Origin of the sequence: Bradyrhizobium genosp. P, assembly GCF_049949265.1 — a bacterium.
In the GTDB taxonomy this organism is placed as follows: Bacteria; Pseudomonadota; Alphaproteobacteria; order Rhizobiales; family Xanthobacteraceae; genus Bradyrhizobium.
Genome location: NZ_CP188195.1, coordinates 1,018,541 through 1,032,869 on the forward strand (window position 1 = coordinate 1,018,541; position 14,329 = coordinate 1,032,869).

The window sequence follows — 14,329 nt, forward strand, 5'->3', positions numbered from 1 at the left end:
GATTCACTCCGTCGGGCGCCGGTCCGCCGCGTATCGCTTTTGCCGGCTTGTCAACGTCCCGGGGTAGAGTATGTCGTTTCAGTCTCAGCGTATTCGCGCCGTCGCGCGTTTTGGATTCGTCTCTCTGGCCGCAGCCATGCTGCTGTGGCCTGCGGTCTCGACGGCCGCGCCGGATCCCGACCGGATCGCGGTCAACGTCGATCAGGCCAAGCTCGTCAAGCTGCCCTTGGGCATCTCGACAATCGTCGTCGGCAACCCCCTGATCGCCGACGTCACCTTGCAGAATGGCGGCGTCGTCGTCGTGACCGGCAAGGGCTACGGCGCCACCAACTTCATCGCGCTCGACCGCACCGGCCAGGTGCTGGTGGACCGTCAGATCCAGGTGGAAGGGCCGCCGAGCGATCAGCTCGTCACCGTCTATCGCGGTGTCGACCGCGAGACCTACAGCTGCATGCCGGTCTGCCAGCGCCGCATCACCCTCGGCGACGGCGAGACCTACTTCAAGGCAACCATGGACCAGGCCGGCTCGCTGAACAGTCAGGCCTCCGGTTCGGCCGCTGCCGCCAAGCCGACCAATTGAAGCATTCCTGCTCCGGCGTATCGCGCGCCGGGGCCGCGGCCGATCGCAGGCCGTCACCTCGACACGGTTAAGATTGGCTTAACGGAACGGGGCATTCTGTTCCGATCCGGCGAAACACTTCAACAATGAGTTTCCGGTAGGGGTTGCCGGCCATGTTCATCCGGGGTCATTGATGCCGTTGCCCGCCTGTTCTTCCGGAAATCTCCTCCGTCGTTTCCGCCGCAATTCCCGCGGCTCGACCGCGGTCGAGTTCGCGCTGATCGCGCCGCTGTTTTTCGGGCTGGTGTTTGCGATCATCGAGACGGCGATGATGTTCTTTGCCGGCCAGGTGCTGGAGACCGTGACGCAGGATTCCGCGCGCGCGATCATGACCGGTCAGGCACAGAACGGCCTGGTGACAGGTTGTTCGACGCCATGCACCCAGGCGCAGTTCAAGACCTATGTCTGCAGCCAGATCAGCGCCATGTTCGATTGCACCAATGGCATCTATATCGACGTGCGCAGCTACACCGCGTCCCAGTTCGGGTCGGTCACCCTTACCCAGCCGATCGATTCGGGCGGAAACTTCCTCCCGACCATGCAGTACAATACCGGCGGCTCCGGCAGCATCGTCGTGGTCCGCCTGTTCTATCAGTGGCCGCTGTTCGTCACCTCGCTTGGCTTCAACGCCGCCAACCTGAACAACAAGAAACGTCTCCTGACCGCGAGCGCGGCCTTCAAGAATGAGCCCTTCTGATGCGGAACATGTGGCAGAGATCGCTGACACGGCTTCGTCTGCAGCGGTTCGCGCGAGACAGGCGCGCGCTCGCGGCCGTCGAATTCGCCCTTATATTGCCGGTGATGCTGGTGATGTTCCTCGGCACCATCGAGTTCTCGTCCGGCGTCGCTGTCGACCGCAAGGTGACGCTGATGGCGCGCACGCTGTCCGATCTGACCTCGCAGTCGATCTCGGTCGCGGACAGTGACATCATCAACTTTTTCAGTGCCTCGGTCGGGATCATGACGCCGTATGATCCGAGCCCGACCAAAGCCACGCTGTCGGAGATCTACGTCGATTCCACGCTGACCGCGAAAATCCAGTGGACCAAGGCTGGAACCATTGCCAGCGGCGCCACCCAGGCGACACTGACGCCCTCGTCCCGCAGTCCGGGTGACAACGTCACCAGCATCGTTCCGCCGGCGTTGTTGATTTCGCAGACGTCTCTGATCCTCAGCGAGGTCAAGTACAAATACGTCCCGACGGTCGGCTGGGTGATGGCGAAAGCCGGTATCACGCTCAGCGATGTCGCCTATACGCGCCCGCGGCAAGCGAATTGCGTGATCTATCCGACGCCCGCCACGGGATCTCCCATGCCGTCCTGTCCGTCGTCGTAGGCCCGACAAAAGCGCCGCACTCGCAAAAAAAGGCCGCACCCGAAGTGCGGCCTTTGATGTCTTGACGGCAATTTCCAGGAGCTTCGCGCTCGCGGGAAATCGGCTTATCCAGCGGCGCGGAGATTATCGGCCGAGGATTTGCCGGAACGGCGGTCAGCCACGATCTCGTAAGAGATCTTCTGGCCTTCACGCAGAGTGCCAAGACCGGCGCGCTCGACAGCACTGATGTGCACGAACACGTCGTTGCCGCCTTCATCCGGCTGGATGAAGCCGTAGCCCTTGGTCGCGTTAAACCACTTCACGGTTCCCATGCTCACGGGGGTAGTCCCTTCTCAGATATACAAGTTCAAGACCCGCTGGTCGGCGGGGTGGTGAGATCGAATTTTTGGAAGGGTCGTCAGCGTCTGAACCGGCTGTACCGGTGGATAGCTAATTTCGTCCGGCCGAAAATCGATGGCCGATATATTATGCGATTGAACGATTCAAAACAATCCTGACGTGCGCGATTTTTTGGCCGGCGTGCCCGCCGGCCAATTCTTGCGCACGACATAGGCATGTCATGCACGCAACAGTTGCAAAGTCTCGCCTACCGACGGCGGAACTGGCCGCCGCGCGGCGGTGTACCCCGCGGCGGACCGCCCGGTGAACTCGCCCGCTCGTCCTTGTGGCGGAAGATCAGGCGGCCCTTTTCGAGATCGTAGGGCGACATTTCGATCGTGACACGGTCGCCGGCCAACGTCTTGATGCGGTTCTTCTTCATCTTGCCGGCGGTGTAGGCGACGATCTCGTGTCCGGCATCGAGTTGCACCCGGTAGCGAGCGTCGGGGAGGATTTCGGTCACCAGTCCTTCGAACTGGATCAGCTCTTCCTTAGCCATATGTTTCTCCAGATCGAGCGACGGCTAGTGCTGCGGTTGGTTGTTGCGTTTGGGTTGCGGTTTCTGCCGGCTTTCGCGATGCAAGAAGGCGACGCCCTGGATGCCCTCGCTGCTGCCGGCCTGCGACGAACGCGGCGACTCGCCCCGGTTCGTCTGCGGCGCGGCATTGTTACCACCTCCACGGCGGTGGCGGCGAGGCCCTTTTGCACCTGGCGCGGCCTCATTCCCACGGACATTGTGGGCTCGCGGCGCGGGACGGCCGCCCCGCTGCTGACGGGGTGCCTGCGCCGGCGCGGCGGCGTCCCGGTTGCCACCCGGCGTACGCCGGTCTTCCCGCGGCAGCGTGATGCGGATCAGCCGCTCGATATCGCGCAGATAGCCCATCTCCTCGGCGCCAGCGACCAGCGAGATCGCGACCCCGTCGGCACCGGCGCGCGCGGTGCGGCCGATCCGGTGGACATAGGTTTCCGGTACGTTGGGCAGGTCGTAATTGACCACATGGCTGATGCCGTCGACGTCGATACCACGGGCGGCGATGTCGGTCGCCACCAGCGTGCGGATCTCGCCGGTACGGAACGCCGCCAGCGTACGCTCGCGGTGGTTCTGCGACTTGTTGCCGTGGATCGCATTGGCGCTGATGCCGGCTCGCTCCAGGCTCTTCACGACCTTGTCCGCGCCATGCTTGGTGCGGGTGAAGACCAAGGCACGATTGACCGGTTCCTGCTTCAGGAGCTGGGCGAGAATCGCCGACTTGGCTGCGAAATCGACCTGGATGATGCGCTGGTCGATGCGTTCGACGGTCGAGGCGACCGGGGTCACCGCGACGCGGGCCGGATCGCGCAGCATCGCCTCGGCAAGCTCGGCGATATCCTTGGGCATGGTCGCCGAGAAGAACAGCGTCTGCCGCTTGATCGGCAGTTTGGCGACGATTTTGCGGATGTCGTTGATGAAACCCATGTCCAGCATGCGGTCGGCTTCATCGAGCACCAGGAACTCGACCTGGTTGAGCTTCAGCCCGTTGCTTTGCACGAGGTCGAGCAGGCGGCCGGGAGTGGCCACCATCACCTCGACGCCCTGCATCACCGAACGGACCTGGCGGCCCATCCGCACGCCGCCGATCGCGAGTGCCGAGGAGAGGCGGATGTGGCGGCCATAGGTGTTGAAACTGTCGAGGATCTGGCCTGACAATTCGCGGGTGGGCGACAGCACCAGCACGCGGCAGCTCTTGGGCTGCAGCCGGATACGGTTTTCCAGAATGCGGTGCAGGATCGGCAGCGCAAAGGATGCCGTCTTGCCGGTGCCGGTCTGGGCGATGCCGACGACATCGCGGCCGGTGAGGGCGATCGGGATGGTCTGGGCCTGGATGGGGGTGGGCGTGAGATAGTTTTCTTCTCGCAGCGCACGGGCGATGGGATCGGCGAGGCCGAAGTCCTGAAAGGAGGTCAAAAGGTCGTTCTTTCCATAAACAGTCGTCGTCCCGGCGGATATCGCCAGGATCGCACGAGGGCGTCAGGACACCCGCGTGTCTGGGGCATCAGGCTTGGTTGGATGCAAAGGCGAGCCAGAAGCCGCTGAGACGACTTGAACACGCAGCTCGCGTGGGCGCGCCGCGATTCACGCGGGCACCGCAACCATATGGACCAGGAACACGGCGCTTTCAAGGTGTTACGGCCACGAGAACGCCGATTGATGCGCGTTCGCCAGGCCAAACCGTGGGTGCACGCGGCCACCAATCCATGCCGGAAATTTAGCCAAAGCGCCAATTTTGCTCATGTAATAATCAGACTGCTCCTTCGGCATACATTTTTTCAGCCTAATAATTAAGCCATCGAGGCCCGTATTCCCACGGAACTCGCGGAAATACCGAACCAGTTCAATTATTTAACTAGCGTGAAGGGGGTGGCACAGTTCTTGCGATTCCCTTAACCGCAGGCGGCCCGGTGGCCGTTTCGCAAGCGTTCCACGCCTGCGTCAGGGAGATGACATTTCATGCTTACAAAAATTAGTCACGATATATCGACGATGACCCGTCGCCGCGCGCTCGCGGCGACCGCCGGCCTGGTTTTGGGCTTGGCTGCGTCCTCGTCGTTCTCGTCCGCGCAAGCGGCCGATGACACCATTAAGGTGGGTATTCTCCATTCGCTTTCCGGCACCATGGCCATCAGCGAGAGCACGCTGAAGGACACCGTCCTGTTCATGATCGATGAGCAGAACAAGAAGGGCGGCGTAATGGGCAAGAAGCTCGAAGCCGTCGTCGTCGACCCGGCCTCGAACTGGCCGCTGTTCGCTGAAAAGGCCCGCGAGTTGATCACCAAGGACAAGGTCGCGGTCGTGTTCGGCTGCTGGACCTCGGTGTCGCGCAAATCCGTGCTCCCGGTTTTCAAGGAGCTGAACAACATCCTGTTCTACCCCGTGCAGTATGAGGGCGAAGAGTCCGAGCGCAACGTGTTCTATACCGGTGCGGCGCCGAACCAGCAGGCGATCCCGGCCGTCGACTATCTGATGAAGGACGAGAAGGTGAAGCGCTGGGTGCTGGCCGGCACCGACTACGTCTATCCGCGCACCACCAACAAGATCCTGGAGGCGTACCTGAAGTCGAAGGGCGTCGCTCAGGAAGACATCATGATCAACTACACGCCGTTCGGTCACTCCGATTGGCAGACGATCGTGGCCGACATCAAGAAATTTGGCTCGGCCGGCAAGAAGACCGCGGTGGTCTCCACCATCAACGGCGACGCCAACGTTCCGTTCTACAAGGAACTGGGCAACCAGGGCATCAAGGCAACCGACATTCCGGTGGTCGCGTTCTCGGTCGGCGAAGAAGAACTCGCCGGCATCGACGCCAAGCCGCTGGTCGGCCATCTCGCCGCCTGGAACTATTTCGAATCGATCAAGACTCCGGCGAACGAGAAGTTCATCAAGGAATGGCAGGCCTATACCAAGAACCCGAAGCGCACCACCAACGATCCGATGGAAGCCACCTATATCGGCTTCAATCTGTGGGTGAAGGCGGTCGAAAAGGTGAAGTCGACTGATGCAGACAAGGTGATCGACGCGCTTCCCGGCATCGAGACGGCGAACCTCACGGGCGGTACCGCCAAGGTGCTTCCGAACCATCACATCACCAAGCCGGTCTACATTGGCGAAATCAAAGCCAATGGCCAGTTCGACGTGGTGTGGAAGACTCCGGCGGAAGTCGCCGGCGACGCATGGTCGAAGGAATTGCCCGACTCCAAGGATCTGGTCGGCGATTGGGTCGGCAAGAAGTGCGGCAACTACAACACCAAGACCAACAAGTGCCTCGGTTCGGGTTCCTGATCCGGGACTCCTGATCTGATCAACGACACAACACAACCTTCCAAGACATCGGAGAAGGCGGCATCACTCGCCGCCTTCTCCTCACACTCCTGCCGGGGTACTCCTGTGGTTGTTCATTGCCTTGATCGCTTTCGCGCACTGTTTCTTTCCATCCTGCTGCTGACCTGCTTCGTCTTGCCGGCACTGGCCGGGCCGTTTGAGGATTCGGTCGCCAAATTCACCACTGACGACTTCTCCGACACCGAGGCGGCGATCGGCGAGATCGCGTCATCGGGCAATCCGCTTGCATCCACGATCATCAGCGCGCTGCAGGATGGCCGCCTGTCAGCCGATCCCGACACCAAGAAAGTCTTCATCACCCAGGCCGACGGCAAGATCATCGACGCCACCACCAGCGCTGCCGTCGACAAGCTACCGGACAATGCCGCTGCCGTCCGTCTCAACAACCGGCTGCGCCGCACCGTGGACGCAGCGGTCGGCGGCCTGACATTGATGTCGCCGGATCCGGCGAAGCGGCTGTCAGCCGCGCAATCGGTGTTCAAGAGTCACGAGGACAGCATGCTGCCGACGGTCGACAGCGCGCTCGCCAAGGAGACCGATAAGTCCATCAAGCAGGCGCTTGCCGAAGGGCGCGCCGCCATCATCCTGTTCAAGTCGGACGCAACAGACAGCGAAAAGCTCGATGCCATCTCCGTGGTCAAGGCGCGTGGCGACCAGGAAGCGCTGGCGCTGCTTACCGGTCTCGACGCTGGCCAGCCACCGCTGGTCGCCAAGGCTGCAGCAAGCGCGGTCGCTGCGATCCAGAGCAGGCTGGCGATGTGGTCGATGGTGCAGAACGCCTGGTACGGCCTGTCGCTCGGATCGGTGCTGCTGCTTGCCGCGATCGGGCTCGCCATCACCTTCGGCGTGATGGGCGTCATCAACATGGCCCATGGCGAGATGGTGATGATCGGCGCCTACACCACCTTCGCCGTGCAGGAGGTGATCCGCACCAGCTATCCCGGCCTGTTCGACTATTCGCTCCTGATCGCCGTCCCGCTCGCCTTCCTGGTCGCCGGCGGCATCGGCGTGCTGATTGAGCGCAGTATCATCCGCTTCCTCTATGGCCGACCGCTGGAAACCCTGCTCGCGACCTGGGGCCTGTCGCTGGTGCTGCAGCAGGCTGTGCGCACGATTTTTGGTCCCACCAACCAGGAGGTCGGCAACCCCTCCTGGATGAGCGGCGCGTTCGCGGTCGGCCAGATCACCATCACCTACAACCGGCTCTGGATCTTCTGCTTCACGCTCGCGGTGTTCGCGATCCTGCTCGCGATGCTGCGCTTTACCGCGCTCGGGCTGGAGATGCGTGCGGTGACGCAGAACCGGCGCATGGCGGCGTCGATGGGCATTGCCACCTCGCGGGTCGACGCGCTGACCTTCGGCCTCGGCTCCGGCATCGCGGGCATTGCCGGCGTGGCACTGTCGCAGATCGATAACGTCAGCCCGAATCTCGGTCAGAGCTACATCATCGACAGTTTCATGGTCGTGGTGTTCGGCGGCGTCGGCAATCTCTGGGGCACGCTGGTCGGCGCCTTCACGCTCGGCATCGCCAACAAGTTCCTCGAACCGGTGGCGGGCGCGGTGCTCGGCAAGATCGCGATCCTGGTGCTGATCATCCTGTTCATCCAGAAGCGGCCGCGCGGCCTGTTCGCGCTCAAGGGGCGGGCGGTGGAGGCATGAGCCCGCACATCCTCACCCGCTCGCTCGATCGCGCCGCTGCTACCTTCATCCTGGTCGTCGCCGCGCTTGGCGTGCTGATCCCGCTGTCGAACCTGCTATTGCCGCAGACTTCGATGTTCCACGTGCCGACCTATCTGGTGGCGCTGTGGGGCAAGTATGTCTGCTACGCCATTCTCGCGCTCTCGATCGACCTGATCTGGGGCTATTGCGGCATTCTTTCGCTCGGCCACGGCGCCTTCTTCGCGCTCGGCGGCTACGCCATGGGCATGTACCTGATGCGCCAGATCGGCAGCCGCGGCGTCTACGGCAACTTGATCCTGCCCGACTTCATGGTGTTCCTGAACTATCCGAAACTGCCGTGGTACTGGCACGGCTTCGACATGTTCTGGTTCGCGGCGCTGATGGTTCTGGTGGCGCCCGGCGTGCTGGCCTTCTGTTTCGGCTGGCTCGCGTTCCGCTCCCGCGTCACCGGTGTCTACCTCTCGATCATCACCCAGGCGATGACCTATGCGCTGCTGCTGGCGTTCTTCCGCAACGATTTCGGCTTCGGCGGCAACAATGGCCTGACCGACTTCAAGGACATCCTCGGCTTCAACGTGCAGGCCGAAGGCACCCGCTGCGCGCTGTTCCTGCTGAGCTGCCTGGCGCTGCTCATCGCCTTTGTGATCTGCCGCGGCATCGTGAGCTCGAAGCTCGGCAAGGTGCTGATCGCGGTGCGCGATGCCGAAAGCCGCACCCGCTTCCTCGGCTATCGCGTCGAAACCTACAAGCTGTTCGTGTTCACGCTGTCGGCCTGCATGGCCGGCGTCGCCGGCGCGCTCTATGTGCCGCAGGTCGGCATCATCAATCCCAGCGAATTCGCACCCGGCAACTCGATCGAGGCGGTGATATGGGTCGCGGTCGGCGGCCGCGGCACGCTGATCGGTGCGGCCCTCGGCGCCGTCGTCGTCAACTACGCCAAGACCTACTTCACCTCGGGGCCGCTCGCGCCGTACTGGCTGTTCATGCTGGGCGCGATGTTCATCCTGGTGACGCTGCTGCTTCCGAAAGGCATCGTCGGCACCTACAATGGCTGGCGCGACAAGCAGCGTAGCGCGGCAATCGAGGCCGACAAGGAAAGTGCCGCGCGCGAAGACGGCATCGGCGAACCGAACCCGGCGGAGTAGGCACATGAACGTCATGGATACCCGTGCCACCTCGGCGATGCTCTATCTCGACGGCGTGCACGTCTCGTTCGACGGCTTCCACGCCATCAACAATCTGTCGCTGACGCTGGCGCCCGGCGAGATGCGCGCGATCATCGGTCCGAACGGCGCCGGCAAGACCACGATGATGGACATCATCACCGGCAAGACCAAGCCGGACCGGGGCAGCGTGCTGTTCGACGGCACCGTCGACCTGACGCGGCTGGACGAGACCCGCATCGCCGAACTCGGCATCGGCCGCAAGTTCCAGAAGCCGACGGTATTCGAGAGCCAGACCGTGCAGGATAATCTGCTGCTCGCGCTCAATGTTGACCACAGCGTCAAGGGCACGCTGTTCTGGCGCGGCAGCAAGGCCGAATCCGAGCGCATCGACAAAGTGCTCGAGACCATCCGCCTGACCGATGCGCGCAACCGCCTCGCCGGCAGCCTGTCGCACGGCCAGAAGCAGTGGCTCGAGATCGGCATGCTGCTGGCGCAGGATCCCAAGGTGCTGCTGGTCGACGAGCCCGTTGCGGGCATGACCGACGTCGAGACCCACCTGACCGCCGAGCTGTTGAAGCAGATCAACAAGAACCACACCATCATGGTGGTCGAGCACGACATGACCTTCGTCCGCGAGCTCGGTGTCAAGGTGACCTGCCTGCATGAGGGCTCGGTGCTGGCCGAAGGCACCATCGACCAGGTGTCGTCGAACGAGCGGGTCGTTGAAGTGTATCTGGGGCGCTGAGCGATGCTGAAGGTCGACAACATCAACCTGTTTTACGGCGCAGCGCAGGCCTTGCGCGGAGTTTCGATCACGGCCGAGCCCGGCAAGGTGACCTGCGTGCTCGGGCGCAACGGCGTCGGCAAGACCTCGTTGCTGCGCGCCATGGTCGGGCAGTATCCGATCGCCTCGGGCGCGATCAATTTCGACGGCAAGGACATCACTGCGCTAAAACCCTATGAACGGGCGCGGCACGGCATCGGCTTCGTGCCGCAAGGCCGCGAGATCTTTCCGTTGCTTACCGTGGAGGAGAATCTCAAGACCGGCTTCGGGCCGCTGAAGCGCGAGGACCGCAACATCCCCGACGATGTGTTCTCGCTGTTTCCGGTGCTGCAGACCATGCTCGGCCGCCGCGGCGGCGATCTCTCCGGCGGCCAGCAGCAGCAGCTCGCGATCGGCCGCGCGCTGGTGATGCGGCCGAAGCTGTTGTTGCTCGACGAGCCGACCGAAGGCATCCAGCCCTCGATCATCAAGGACATCGGCCGCGCCATCTCCTATTTGCGCAACCTCGGCAACATCGCGATCGTGCTGGTCGAACAATATCTCGACTTTGCCTGCGAACTCGGCGACAGTTTTGCCGTGATGGACCGGGGTGCGGTGAAATATGCCTGCGACCGCGCGAGCCTCGATCCCGCCGAGATCAGCCGCCAGATGGCGCTGTAATAATAGCGTGACGCCGCTCCTCGGGGCGCGCAGAGGGGGGAGTGTTCGGGCGGATGCGGAGCGAGATCGCAGGCGCATCTTCAGCGACATTCGCGGCGAACCGTGCCCAGGGCGCGGTGAGGTTCGGCGTGCATTTCAAGGACGGTGTCACCCGCCGCGGCGATTTGCATGAGTCAGGCTCGCTGCGCGTCCGCTTTCCATCACCGGAAGACGACGGCCTGTCGGCGATGTTCGTCAACACGGCGGGCGGCATTGCCGGCGGTGACCGCTTCGACATCGAGATCGCAGCCGGCGAGGGCGCCCGGCTGACGCTGACCACTGCGGCCGCCGAGAAGGTGTATCGCGCGCCAGGCGCCGCTGCGCGGCTCGGCATTGCCCTGAAAGCGGAAGCCGGCGCGCACCTTGCCTGGCTGCCGCAGGAGACCATTCTGTTCGATCGCGCCCGCGTCCACCGCCGCTTCGACATCGATCTCGCCGAAGGCGCCTCGCTGCTGCTCTGTGAAATCGTGGTATTTGGCCGCGCCGCAATGGGCGAAACCATGCGCCATGGCGAATTCGTCGACCGCTGGCGGATGCGCCGCGGCGGCCGGCTGGTGTTTGCGGAGACGATCCGTCTCGACGGCGAGATCGGCGACAAGCTGGCAAAGCCTGCGATTGCCAATGGCGGCGCGGCTGTTGGCACCGCGCTGATCGTGCCGGGCGACGAGGCATTGGTCGAGCGCATCCGCGAGGCGTCGGAGGGCTTCCGCGGCGAGGTCGGTATCTCCGCCTGGAATGGATTTGCAATGGCGCGCTTCTGTGCCCAAGATGCGGCGAGGCTGCGCGCCGACATGATGACGGTGCTCGGCCGCGCCTCCGCCGTCCCGCTGCCGAGGTTGTGGCTCAACTAATCCCTAATCCATCCCATCAGAGTGCTCGCATGAATTTGTCTCCCCGCGAAAAGGACAAGCTCCTGATTTCGATGGCGGCCATGGTGGCGCGCCGCCGGCTCGAGCGCGGCGTCAAGCTGAACCATCCCGAAGCCGTCGCGCTGATCTCGGATTTCATCGTCGAGGGCGCGCGCGACGGGCGCACGGTCGCGGATTTGATGCAGGCCGGCGCCAAGGTGTTGACCCGCGACCAGGTGATGTCCGGCATCCCCGAGATGATCCACGATATCCAGGTCGAGGCGACATTCCCCGACGGCACCAAGCTCGTCACCGTGCACGAGCCGATCCGATAGGAGCGCAACATGATTCCCGGCGAACTCTTCATCAAGGACGGCGAGATCGAACTCAACGCCGGCCGCAAGACCGTGACGCTGTCGGTCGCCAACACCGGTGACCGCCCGATCCAGGTCGGCTCGCACTACCACTTCTTCGAAACCAACCCGGCCCTGAAATTCGACCGCAGACGCGCCCGCGGCATGCGCCTCGATATCGCCGCCGGCACCGCCGTCCGCTTCGAGCCCGGCCAGACCCGCGATATCCAGCTCGTCGCGCTGGCGGGAAAGCGCATCGTCCACGGCTTCCGCGGCGAGGTGAAGGGGAAGCTGTAACCCGATGCTGCCCCCGATCCGCCTGATCTCCGAAGCCGCAGAACTCGCCGCGCGCCGTCACAACGGGATAGCGCGCAAGGGGCGGGGCGGTGAGCCTTACATCAATCATCTCGCCGAGGTCGCGAACCTGCTCGCGGCCGTCACTGATGGCGCTGACGCCGAGCTGGTGGCGGCGGGCTGGTTGCACGACACGATCGAGGACACCGAGACCACGCGCGATGAACTCGCCGGGCGGTTCAGCGCGCGGGTAGCCGATCTGGTGGTCGAATGCACCGACGACATGAGCCTGCCGAAGGCCGAGCGGCGACAAAGGCAGATCGCGGATGCCTCGCACAAATCGCCAGACGCAAAGCTGATCAAGATCGCCGACAAGATCAGCAACATCCGCGCCCGCATCCTGCCCGACCCGAGCGCCGCCGAGCGCGATGACTTGATCGACTACGTCACCTGGGCCGAAAAAGTCGTCGCCGGCTGCCGCGGCGACAATGCCACTCTCGACCGGACATTCGACGACATCGTCAAGCTTGCAAGGAGTTCACTGTGAGCACCAAGATCAAACGTTCCGTCTATGCCGACATGTTCGGGCCCACCACCGGCGATAAGGTGCGGCTTGCCGACACCGACCTCATCATCGAGGTCGAGAAGGACCTCACCACCTATGGCGAGGAGGTCAAGTTCGGCGGCGGCAAGGTGATCCGCGACGGCATGGGGCAGTCGCAGGTGACCAACGCGCAAGGCGCCGCCGATACCGTCATCACCAACGCGCTGATCGTCGACCACTGGGGCATCGTCAAGGCCGACGTCGCGATCAAGCAAGGGATGATCGCTGCAATCGGCAAGGCCGGCAATCCCGACATCCAGCCCAACGTCACCATCATTATCGGCCCCGGCACCGATGTGATCGCCGGCGAAGGCAAGATCCTCACGGCCGGCGGGTTCGACAGCCACATCCATTTCATCTGCCCGCAGCAGATCGAGCACGCGCTGATGTCCGGTGTGACCTCGATGCTGGGTGGCGGCACCGGCCCGTCACACGGCACCTTTGCGACCACCTGTACGCCCGGCCCGTGGCACATAGGGAGGATGATCCAGTCGTTCGACGCCTTCCCGGTTAATCTGGGTATTTCCGGCAAAGGCAATGCGTCGCGCCCGGCGGCGTTGGTCGAGATGATCAAGGCCGGCGCCTGCGCGCTGAAGCTGCACGAGGATTGGGGCACCACGCCGGCGGCGATCGACACCTGCCTGTCGGTCGCCGACGACTACGACGTCCAGGTGATGATCCACTCCGATACGCTGAACGAATCCGGATTCGTCGAGGATACGGTCAAGGCGTTCAAGGGCCGCACCATCCATGCCTTCCACACCGAAGGCGCCGGTGGTGGCCATGCGCCTGACATCATCAAGATCGCCGGCCTGAAGAACGTGCTGCCGTCCTCGACCAACCCGACGCGGCCGTTCACCCGCAACACCATCGACGAGCATCTGGACATGCTGATGGTGTGCCACCACCTCGATCCGTCGATCGCCGAAGACCTGGCCTTCGCCGAAAGCCGGATCCGGAAGGAGACGATTGCGGCCGAAGACATCCTGCACGATCTCGGCGCGCTCTCGATGATGTCGTCGGACTCGCAGGCGATGGGCCGGCTCGGCGAGGTCATCATCCGCACCTGGCAGACCGCCGACAAGATGAAGAAGCAGCGCGGGTCGTTGCCGCAGGACAAGGGCAACGACAACGACAATTTCCGCGTCAAGCGCTACATCGCCAAATACACCATCAATCCCGCGATCGCGCATGGCGTCTCGAAGCTGATCGGTTCGGTCGAGAAGGGCAAGCTCGCCGACCTCGTGCTGTGGTCGCCGGCATTCTTCGGCGTCAAGCCGGACTGCATCATCAAGGGCGGCTCGATCGTGGCCGCTCCGATGGGCGATCCCAACGCCTCGATCCCGACGCCGCAGCCGGTGCACTACCAGCCGATGTTTGCAGCCTTCGGCAAGGCGCTGACGGCCTCCTCGGTGGTGTTCACGTCGAAGGCCGCGATCACCGGCGGCCTCGCCCGCAAGCTCGGCATCGAAAAGAAGCTCTATGCGGTGCAGAACACCCGCGGAAAGATCTCCAAGAAGAGCATGATCCACAACGATGCAACCCCCAAGATCGAGGTCGACCCCGAGACCTATGAAGTGCGCGCAGACGGCGAACTCCTGACCTGCGCGCCGGCCGAGGTGCTGCCCATGGCACAGCGCTATTTTATGTTCTAAAACCCCTCCCAGTCTGAACCAGAAGAGAAAACCAGGA

16 protein-coding genes are annotated in these 14,329 nt (G+C 63.2%); 13 read left to right on the forward strand and 3 right to left on the reverse strand.

Annotated features, from left to right (window positions below):
* Positions 1-70: 70 nt before the first annotated feature.
* The 3 genes from ACP2YO_RS04920 (at position 71) to ACP2YO_RS04930 (ending at position 1,954) form a co-directional block, all read left to right on the forward strand.
* Positions 71-580: a pilus assembly protein N-terminal domain-containing protein gene (locus ACP2YO_RS04920; protein ID WP_426439589.1), complete on the forward strand. Its 510-nt coding sequence runs from the start codon at positions 71-73 to the stop codon at positions 578-580.
* A gap of 172 nt (positions 581-752) precedes the next feature.
* Positions 753-1,316, forward strand: a complete 564-nt coding sequence (locus tag ACP2YO_RS04925) for a TadE/TadG family type IV pilus assembly protein (protein WP_426439591.1) — start codon at positions 753-755, stop codon at positions 1,314-1,316.
* Positions 1,316-1,954: a TadE/TadG family type IV pilus assembly protein gene (locus ACP2YO_RS04930; RefSeq protein WP_426439593.1), complete on the forward strand. Its 639-nt coding sequence runs from the start codon at positions 1,316-1,318 to the stop codon at positions 1,952-1,954. Before ACP2YO_RS04925 ends, ACP2YO_RS04930 begins: the two co-directional genes overlap by 1 nt.
* 104 nt (positions 1,955-2,058) lie before the next feature.
* On the opposite strand, the gene ACP2YO_RS04935 is transcribed toward ACP2YO_RS04930, so the two are convergent.
* The 3 genes from ACP2YO_RS04935 to ACP2YO_RS04945 form a co-directional block, all read right to left on the reverse strand.
* The gene (locus ACP2YO_RS04935; protein ID WP_016842648.1) at positions 2,059-2,271 is read right to left on the reverse strand and encodes a cold-shock protein; all 213 of its coding nucleotides are present in this window, start codon (positions 2,269-2,271) and stop codon (positions 2,059-2,061) included.
* Positions 2,272-2,540: 269 nt separating this feature from the next.
* Complete coding sequence (gene infA / locus ACP2YO_RS04940; protein WP_426439596.1) at positions 2,541-2,831, reverse strand: translation initiation factor IF-1; 291 nt, start codon at positions 2,829-2,831, stop codon at positions 2,541-2,543.
* A 24-nt stretch (positions 2,832-2,855) separates the two neighbouring features.
* Positions 2,856-4,277, reverse strand: coding sequence for a DEAD/DEAH box helicase (locus tag ACP2YO_RS04945; RefSeq protein WP_426439598.1), 1,422 nt, complete (start codon positions 4,275-4,277; stop codon positions 2,856-2,858).
* Positions 4,278-4,853: 576 nt separating this feature from the next.
* On the opposite strand from ACP2YO_RS04945, the gene urtA reads away from it, so the two are divergent.
* The 10 genes from urtA (at position 4,854) to ureC (ending at position 14,292) form a co-directional block, all read left to right on the forward strand.
* Positions 4,854-6,149, forward strand: a complete 1,296-nt coding sequence (urtA, locus tag ACP2YO_RS04950) for an urea ABC transporter substrate-binding protein (protein ID WP_426439600.1) — start codon at positions 4,854-4,856, stop codon at positions 6,147-6,149.
* A 138-nt stretch (positions 6,150-6,287) separates the two neighbouring features.
* Positions 6,288-7,868, forward strand: a complete 1,581-nt coding sequence (gene urtB / locus ACP2YO_RS04955; protein WP_426443068.1) for an urea ABC transporter permease subunit UrtB — start codon at positions 6,288-6,290, stop codon at positions 7,866-7,868.
* Positions 7,865-9,034, forward strand: a complete 1,170-nt coding sequence (gene urtC / locus ACP2YO_RS04960) for an urea ABC transporter permease subunit UrtC (protein WP_426439602.1) — start codon at positions 7,865-7,867, stop codon at positions 9,032-9,034. The genes urtB and urtC overlap by 4 nt, the downstream gene beginning before the upstream one ends.
* Positions 9,035-9,038: 4 nt before the next feature.
* A complete protein-coding gene (gene urtD, locus ACP2YO_RS04965) occupies positions 9,039-9,800 on the forward strand; it encodes an urea ABC transporter ATP-binding protein UrtD (protein ID WP_426439604.1) in 762 nt (253 codons plus the stop codon).
* A 3-nt stretch (positions 9,801-9,803) separates the two neighbouring features.
* A complete protein-coding gene (urtE, locus tag ACP2YO_RS04970; protein ID WP_426439606.1) occupies positions 9,804-10,499 on the forward strand; it encodes an urea ABC transporter ATP-binding subunit UrtE in 696 nt (231 codons plus the stop codon).
* A gap of 53 nt (positions 10,500-10,552) precedes the next feature.
* Positions 10,553-11,389, forward strand: a complete 837-nt coding sequence (locus ACP2YO_RS04975; RefSeq protein ID WP_426439608.1) for an urease accessory protein UreD — start codon at positions 10,553-10,555, stop codon at positions 11,387-11,389.
* A 29-nt stretch (positions 11,390-11,418) separates the two neighbouring features.
* A complete protein-coding gene (locus ACP2YO_RS04980) occupies positions 11,419-11,721 on the forward strand; it encodes an urease subunit gamma (RefSeq protein WP_426439610.1) in 303 nt (100 codons plus the stop codon).
* Positions 11,722-11,730: 9 nt separating this feature from the next.
* On the forward strand, positions 11,731-12,036 hold the full coding sequence (locus ACP2YO_RS04985; RefSeq protein WP_426439612.1) for an urease subunit beta: 306 nt from the start codon (positions 11,731-11,733) through the stop codon (positions 12,034-12,036).
* Positions 12,037-12,040: 4 nt separating this feature from the next.
* Positions 12,041-12,580: an HD domain-containing protein gene (locus tag ACP2YO_RS04990; protein WP_426439614.1), complete on the forward strand. Its 540-nt coding sequence runs from the start codon at positions 12,041-12,043 to the stop codon at positions 12,578-12,580.
* Positions 12,577-14,292, forward strand: a complete 1,716-nt coding sequence (ureC, locus tag ACP2YO_RS04995) for an urease subunit alpha (RefSeq protein WP_426439616.1) — start codon at positions 12,577-12,579, stop codon at positions 14,290-14,292. Before ACP2YO_RS04990 ends, ureC begins: the two co-directional genes overlap by 4 nt.
* Positions 14,293-14,329 lie beyond the last annotated feature (37 nt).